At 71.5% G+C, this 5,772-nt stretch carries 6 protein-coding genes; 4 read left to right on the top strand and 2 right to left on the bottom strand.

Going from position 1 to position 5,772, the window contains the following annotated elements; all coding sequences use genetic code 11:
- The 3 genes from ACIRDX_RS19775 to ACIRDX_RS19785 form a co-directional block, all read left to right on the top strand.
- On the top strand, nucleotides 1-2,465 hold a 2,465-nt coding region (locus ACIRDX_RS19775), incomplete at its 5' end, for a protein kinase (RefSeq protein ID WP_396627159.1).
- Nucleotides 2,462-3,040 carry a sigma-70 family RNA polymerase sigma factor gene (locus ACIRDX_RS19780; protein WP_396627160.1) on the top strand — a complete coding sequence of 193 codons (579 nt, stop codon included), beginning with the start codon at nucleotides 2,462-2,464 and terminating at the stop codon, nucleotides 3,038-3,040. The genes ACIRDX_RS19775 and ACIRDX_RS19780, both read left to right, overlap by 4 nt.
- A 248-nt stretch (nucleotides 3,041-3,288) precedes the next feature.
- Entirely contained in the window at nucleotides 3,289-3,651 is a 363-nt protein-coding gene (locus ACIRDX_RS19785; protein ID WP_396627161.1) for a helix-turn-helix domain-containing protein, read from the top strand.
- Nucleotides 3,652-3,745: 94 nt separating this feature from the next.
- Here ACIRDX_RS19785 and ACIRDX_RS19790 read toward each other — a convergent pair whose 3' ends face one another.
- Nucleotides 3,746-4,303 (bottom strand): hypothetical protein, encoded by a 558-nt coding sequence (locus ACIRDX_RS19790; RefSeq protein WP_396627162.1) that lies wholly within the window; start codon nucleotides 4,301-4,303, stop codon nucleotides 3,746-3,748.
- A gap of 159 nt (nucleotides 4,304-4,462) precedes the next feature.
- Between ACIRDX_RS19790 and ACIRDX_RS19795 the strand changes: the two genes are divergently transcribed.
- Nucleotides 4,463-5,212, top strand: coding sequence for a hypothetical protein (locus ACIRDX_RS19795; protein WP_396627163.1), 750 nt, complete (start codon nucleotides 4,463-4,465; stop codon nucleotides 5,210-5,212).
- A 77-nt stretch (nucleotides 5,213-5,289) separates the two neighbouring features.
- Here the strand turns inward: ACIRDX_RS19795 and ACIRDX_RS19800 are convergent.
- Nucleotides 5,290-5,772 (bottom strand): TlpA family protein disulfide reductase (locus ACIRDX_RS19800; RefSeq protein WP_396627164.1); only part of this gene is annotated, 483 nt, incomplete at its 5' end.

A 5,772-nucleotide genomic window follows, 5' to 3' on the forward strand; every position in this document is an offset into this window, starting at 1 on the left:
TGGACCGTGATCCGGTCGGTCAGGACGCGTTGCTCGCGACCGTGGCCGATGAAGACGTGCGCGAGGAAGTGCGCTCGCTGCTGGCACACCACGCCACGGCCAGCGACTTCCTCGAGCGCCCGGCCGCGGCCGCATGGGAGGCCCCGGCACGTCCCGACCTGCAGGGGCAGTCGCTCGGCCCCTGGCGCATCACGGGGGAACTCGGGCGCGGCGGCATGGGGCTGGTCTACCGCGCCGTGCGCGCCGATGCGGCGTTCGAACGCGAGGTCGCGCTCAAGGTCATCGGGACGACGCCATCGCCGGCGTTGACCGAGCGCTTCCGCCTCGAGCGCGAGACGCTCGCGCGCCTCGACCATCCCGCGATCGCGCGCCTGCTCGATGGCGGCACCACGCCAGACGGCCATCCCTACTACGTCATGGAACTGGTCCGCGGAGAGCCCGTGGACCGGTATTGCGACGCGCGGTGCCTGGACGTCGACGCGCGCATCGCGCTGTTCCTCGACATCTGTGCGGGCGTGCAGTCGGCGCACGAGAACCTGGTCGTCCACAGGGACATCAAGCCGGCCAACATCCTCGTGCAGGCCGACGGACAGCCGAAGCTGCTCGATTTCGGTGTCGCCAAGCTGCTGTCGGCGCCGACCGACGACGACCCCGAAGTCCCGTCCACCTGGGCGCTGACGCCCGAGTACGCCAGTCCCGAGCAACGTGCGCGCGGGATGGTCACCACGGCCTCGGACGTGTACTCGCTGGGCGTGCTCCTGCACGTCCTGCTCACGGGCCTCACGCCCGCCATCGGACCGGCGGTCGTCCCCGAGCACATGCCATCGGGGACGCGGACGCTGCCACCGAGCCGTCGAGTCGTCTCCGGCGATGCCGCGGCACGTGCCGCCTGCCGACAGACCACGCCGGCCCGCCTCGGCCGGGCCCTCGTCGGCGACCTCGATGCGATTCTCGAACGGGCCCTCGCGCCTGCGCCCGCCGACCGCTACCCCACGGTGGCGCAGCTCATGCAGGACCTCGAGCGGCATCGGCGCCGGGAACCGGTCGCGGCGCGGCCGCGGACCCTGCGGTACGTGGCGGCACGCTTCGCGACGCGGCACACCGTCGGGGTCGTCATCACCTGCGCAGCACTGGTGGCCAGCGCTGCGGCCGTTGCCGTCATCGTCCGGCAGTCGGCGGTCGCGGCCGAGGCCCGCGCGCGGGCGGAACGGCGCTTCGACGACCTGCGCGCGCTCACGCGCACGTTCATGTTCGACGTCGACGAGGCCATCGTGAACGTGCCGGGCACGACCGCGGCGCGCGCCCTGATGGTCAAGACCGGATTGACCTACCTCGAACGCCTGGCTGGCGACGCCGCGCCCGACCCGTCTCTGCAACGGGAACTGGCCGCCGGGTTCGTGAAGGTGGGCGATGCGCAGGGACACCCCACCAGCCCTAATCTGGGTGACACAGCAGGCGCGCGTGCCAGCTACCTGCGCGCCATCGGCATCGGGACCGGCCTGACATCGGCCAACCCAGACGACCTCGACGCGGCGCGCACGCTCGCCCTCGCCCGACGACGGCTCGCCGATGTGCTGGCGTGGATGGGGGAGCCCGGCGACGCGCTCACGCATGCGGAACAATCCGCGCGGGAGTTCGTCGCGGTGGCGGCGCGTGCGGGTGCGACCGACGAGGACCGCCTGCAGCGCGCCGTGGCGCTCATCAAGCTGGGCGACCTCCTGGGCAACCCCAACCTGCCGAACCTCGGGCGACGCGACGAGGCCCTGGCTCGCTTCGTCGAAGCCCGCGGAGCGCTGGCGCCCCTGGCGTCGGCCCATCCGCTCGACCCACGCGTGCAGCGCTACGTCGGCATCGCGTTCGAACGGCTCGGCACCATGCACCAGCAGGCGGCGCGCTGGACCGAGGCCGCCGACGCCTATCGCGAGTCGTTCGTCATCCGCGAGGCCCTCGCGACGCGGGCGCCGCTGCACGTCGACGTCCAGCGCGACCTCGCCATCGCCTACGAGAAGCTCGCCAACGTCGAGCGCAGCCGCGGGCACCACGCGGCCGCCGTCCAGGCCTATCGGGGCGCCCTCGATCGCTTCGTGCGCCTCGCGCGCATCGACCCGGGCAACGCCAACGCCGCCCGGAGCGTGGCGATTGCGCAGGAGCACCTCGCCGACGCGCTCGTCGATGCCGGCCAGCGCGCGGACGCCATCGCGCCGCTGCGAGAGGCGCTGGTGGCGCACCGGGGCCTTGCCGGTCGCGATGCGCAGAATGCGCAGGCGACCTGCGATGCGTTGCGCGTGAGCGGTCGCCTGGGGGACGTGCTCGGTCAGGGGCAACCCACGCGCGCGGCATGCGCAGTCTGGACCGAACGCACCCGGTGGGCCAGCACACCTGGGGCGGCCGGGTGCGCGCCCGAGGACGAGGCGAGGTTTGCGGCCCGCCTCGCCGGGTGTCGCGGGGAGGCGGTCTCGCCATGACGCGCGACGACAGCGTGTCGCGGTTGATCGCCGACTCGGCGGCCGGCGACGAGGCGGCCGCCGCGGCGCTGGTGCCGCTGGTCTACGACGAACTGCGCCGCGTGGCGTCGGCAGCGCTGCGTCGGGAGCGGGCCGATCACACCCTGCAGCCGACGGCGCTCGTGCACGAGGCCTTCTTGCGCCTGGCGGGGGCCACCGAGGTCCCCTGGCGCGACCGGGGCCATTTCGTGGCCATCGCGGCGCGGGTGATGCGGCAGGTCCTGGTCGACCACGCCCGGGGCCGGGGCGCCCTGAAGCGCGGTCACGCCCTCGTGCGGATCCCGCTCGAGGGCGTGGACGTGGCCCAGATGCCCGGGTCCGACGTGGATCTCGTCGTCCTCGATCAAGCCCTGGAACGCCTCGCCGCGCTCGACGAGCGACAGGCGCGCATCGTCGAACTCCGGTTCTTCGGCGGCCTTACCGTCGAGGAGACGGCGGCGCTGATCGGGGCGTCGGCCCGCACCGTCAAGCGTGACTGGCAGATGGCCCGCGCCTGGCTGAAGCGCGAGCTCGCGACGGTCGGCCCCCCCGACTGACACGGGGCGTGGCCCCTTCCAGCCGCGTCTCTCGCTTTTGTCTTCAGAGGGCCCTGTCGAACGTGGGGACCCCCAGGAGACAAATGTCCCCTTCCAGGAACAACACCTCGGCCAGGGCCGAATCGGCAGCACGACGCGGCATCCGCAGGTCTCAGGAAGCGGCGGGGCAGGCAGGCCCCACGCGTGCGGGCGATGTCCGTGACCAACTCGAACGCTGGGCCCGGGCGGGGCATCTCCCGCATCGGCTCATGATGCGGAGCCGTTTCCTGTTGCGGGTGCTCGGCGGCGAACCGATCGCCGTGGTGGCGCGGGAGTTCGGCGTCGCGCGCGAGACGGTGCGTCGTTGGCACGATCGGCTCCTGCGCGAGGGCCCAGACTCGCTGCTGCACGAGCGTCCCGGCCGTGGACGCCGCCCCGGGCGCACGCCATCCGTCGTCGCGGCCGTGGTGGCGGCCGCGACGCAGCATCCGACGTGGACGCTGCGGCAGATTGCGGCGCACGTGGGCACCAGCCTGGCCACGACCCAGCGCATCTGCCGTGAGCACGAGCACCGCGTCCAGCGCCGCCTCGCGCCTGAGGCGACGGCACCGGGGGCCATGGCCGACCTCTAGCCGGTTGCTGAAAAAGCCAGCAACCTGAATGCGGAGTTCAGAATTCGGCATGGAGGAACTGGCGATTCCCTTGAGGATCGCCGCCCTCTCCGTTTCAGAACTCTGAATTCTGAACGCCAGGGCGGAGTTTCTCAGCGCCCTGCTCGGACTCGGCGTGGGGGAGCGTCACGCAGCGGCGCAGTTGTGCCAACTGCTCGTCGCGCACCGCTTCCGTGTCGCGACACAGGCGCAGGCGCCGGCCATCGGGCAGCGTGACGCCGATCGTGTACGTGGTGTATGAGGTGCCGTTGGACGTCGACGAGTACTTCCCGGCTTCGAAGGGGCCGACGTCCGCGTAGGGCACCCCGCTCACGAGCATGCCGCGGGCGTCCTCGAACCGCAGCGTCCGCGACACGTTGTCGAACCGCAACACCGGCGGTGGGCCCGGGCGCCGCCACATCCACAGTCCGCCGCCCGCCGTACCGAGGGCCAGCGCGAACAGCACGACCGCCGCGAGCCGGTCCGTGGCCTCGCCGGTCCACACCGTCTGCACCGCGAAGACCAAGAGCAGCACGGCGGCCGCCGCGAAGGGCAGGGCCTTCATCAGCCTGTCGTCGTCGTGGGTCCTGAACCCGGCCCCCGTGCTGTCGGCACGCTCGAACACGTAGTCCACCCGGGCATTCTATCGGTGCCTGGCGGCCGATCGCGCGTGCCGTGCATCCCCGCCGTCGGCCAGGCGCAGCACACCGGTAGTACCCTTCAGTCACTCAGGCGACCTCGGCCAGCCGTGTCAGCGAGTGATCGCGCGGTGGCGTCATTCCGGGAGGGGGCGATGGAAGAGCCACACGTATCGAGATGGCCACTGGTGATGACGGTGGCCGTGTGCGGTCTGGTATCGCTCGCGCTGCTGGGTCTTGCCCACAGCCAACTCGCTGGTCGCCTCGACCTGTTGTATCTCGAGGTGGCCAAGACGGCGCTCAACCTGCTGTTCGTGGGTGTTGCGGCCATGCTCGCGCGCACCGTCGTGGACCGGTACGTGGCGGCGCGTGAACGGGAGCGCGCGGCGCTGGAACGACGGGAGGCACAGGCCAGCGCGGCTCATGGGCGGCGTCTCGCGGCCCTGGCGTCGCTGACGGACCGCTACTGGAACGTCAGGAAGTGCCTCGCGATCATCGACGCCCACCGCTCCGTCAGGTCCTACGGTGCACAGATCCGCCTGATCATCGACCACCGACTGGCCCTCCGGCAGCTCGACAACGACATCATCGCCGGCATGCATGCGCTCGACGAGGTAGAGGCGATCGCCAACGCGATTCATGCGCTGGACGCCCCGCTCGCGCGTGTGATCGACGAGTGGCGAGACGGCTACCTGACGCTGTGGCAGCAGCAGAAGGCCGACGAACTGGTGGGACCCGACGCCAGGCAGGTGCCGGCCGACATCACGCGGCTCCCGGCACTCGCGGCCCTCCGAGCCAACGACTTCGACGCCCTGCACACGCTGTTCGAGAACGCGGCGAAGCCCATAAGGAAGCAGGTCCTGCATGCGCGGCCTGGCGTGCAACCTCAGACGCCATCTGTCTGAATCGTGTGTGGCCCCCGTGGAGAGCGGGAGCGGATCAGAACCCGACGTTCACCCGCAGCCCGTGCGCTGTCGCACCATCACGGTCGGTCGAGCACCTGGCGCACCGCGGCGTCGAGTTCCTTCTCGGTCATGCCTCCCGGGTGATACATCCTGACGAGGCCCTGCCGGTCCACGAGCACCAGTGTGGGGGTCGTGCTCACGCCGTAGCGTCGATGGTTGGCCTCGGCCAGCGGGACCGGGACCTGCGCCAGCGACGGATACGCGTTCCGTCGGACCATGCCGATGTAGGTCGTCTCTTCCGCGGCACCGGCATCGCGCCCGCCGGCGACATACCCGAACCGCTGGGTGGGCGCGATCACCGCCAGCCCCTGACCGCCGTACTTCTGCAGCACCTTGCCAATCACGGGTTCCTGCGCCTTGCAGTCGGAACACCAGTGCGCCCAGAAAAAGAGCAGGGTAACCCGGCCCGTGAGCGCGGCGCGCGCCGCGGGCTGGCCCGCCAGCGGCTCCGACAGGTCGAGCCCGGGCGCCCGCGTGCCTTCGAGACTGAGCAGGTGCAG

Source organism: Luteitalea sp. (assembly GCF_044337415.1).
Classification (GTDB): Bacteria; Acidobacteriota; Vicinamibacteria; order Vicinamibacterales; family Vicinamibacteraceae; genus Luteitalea.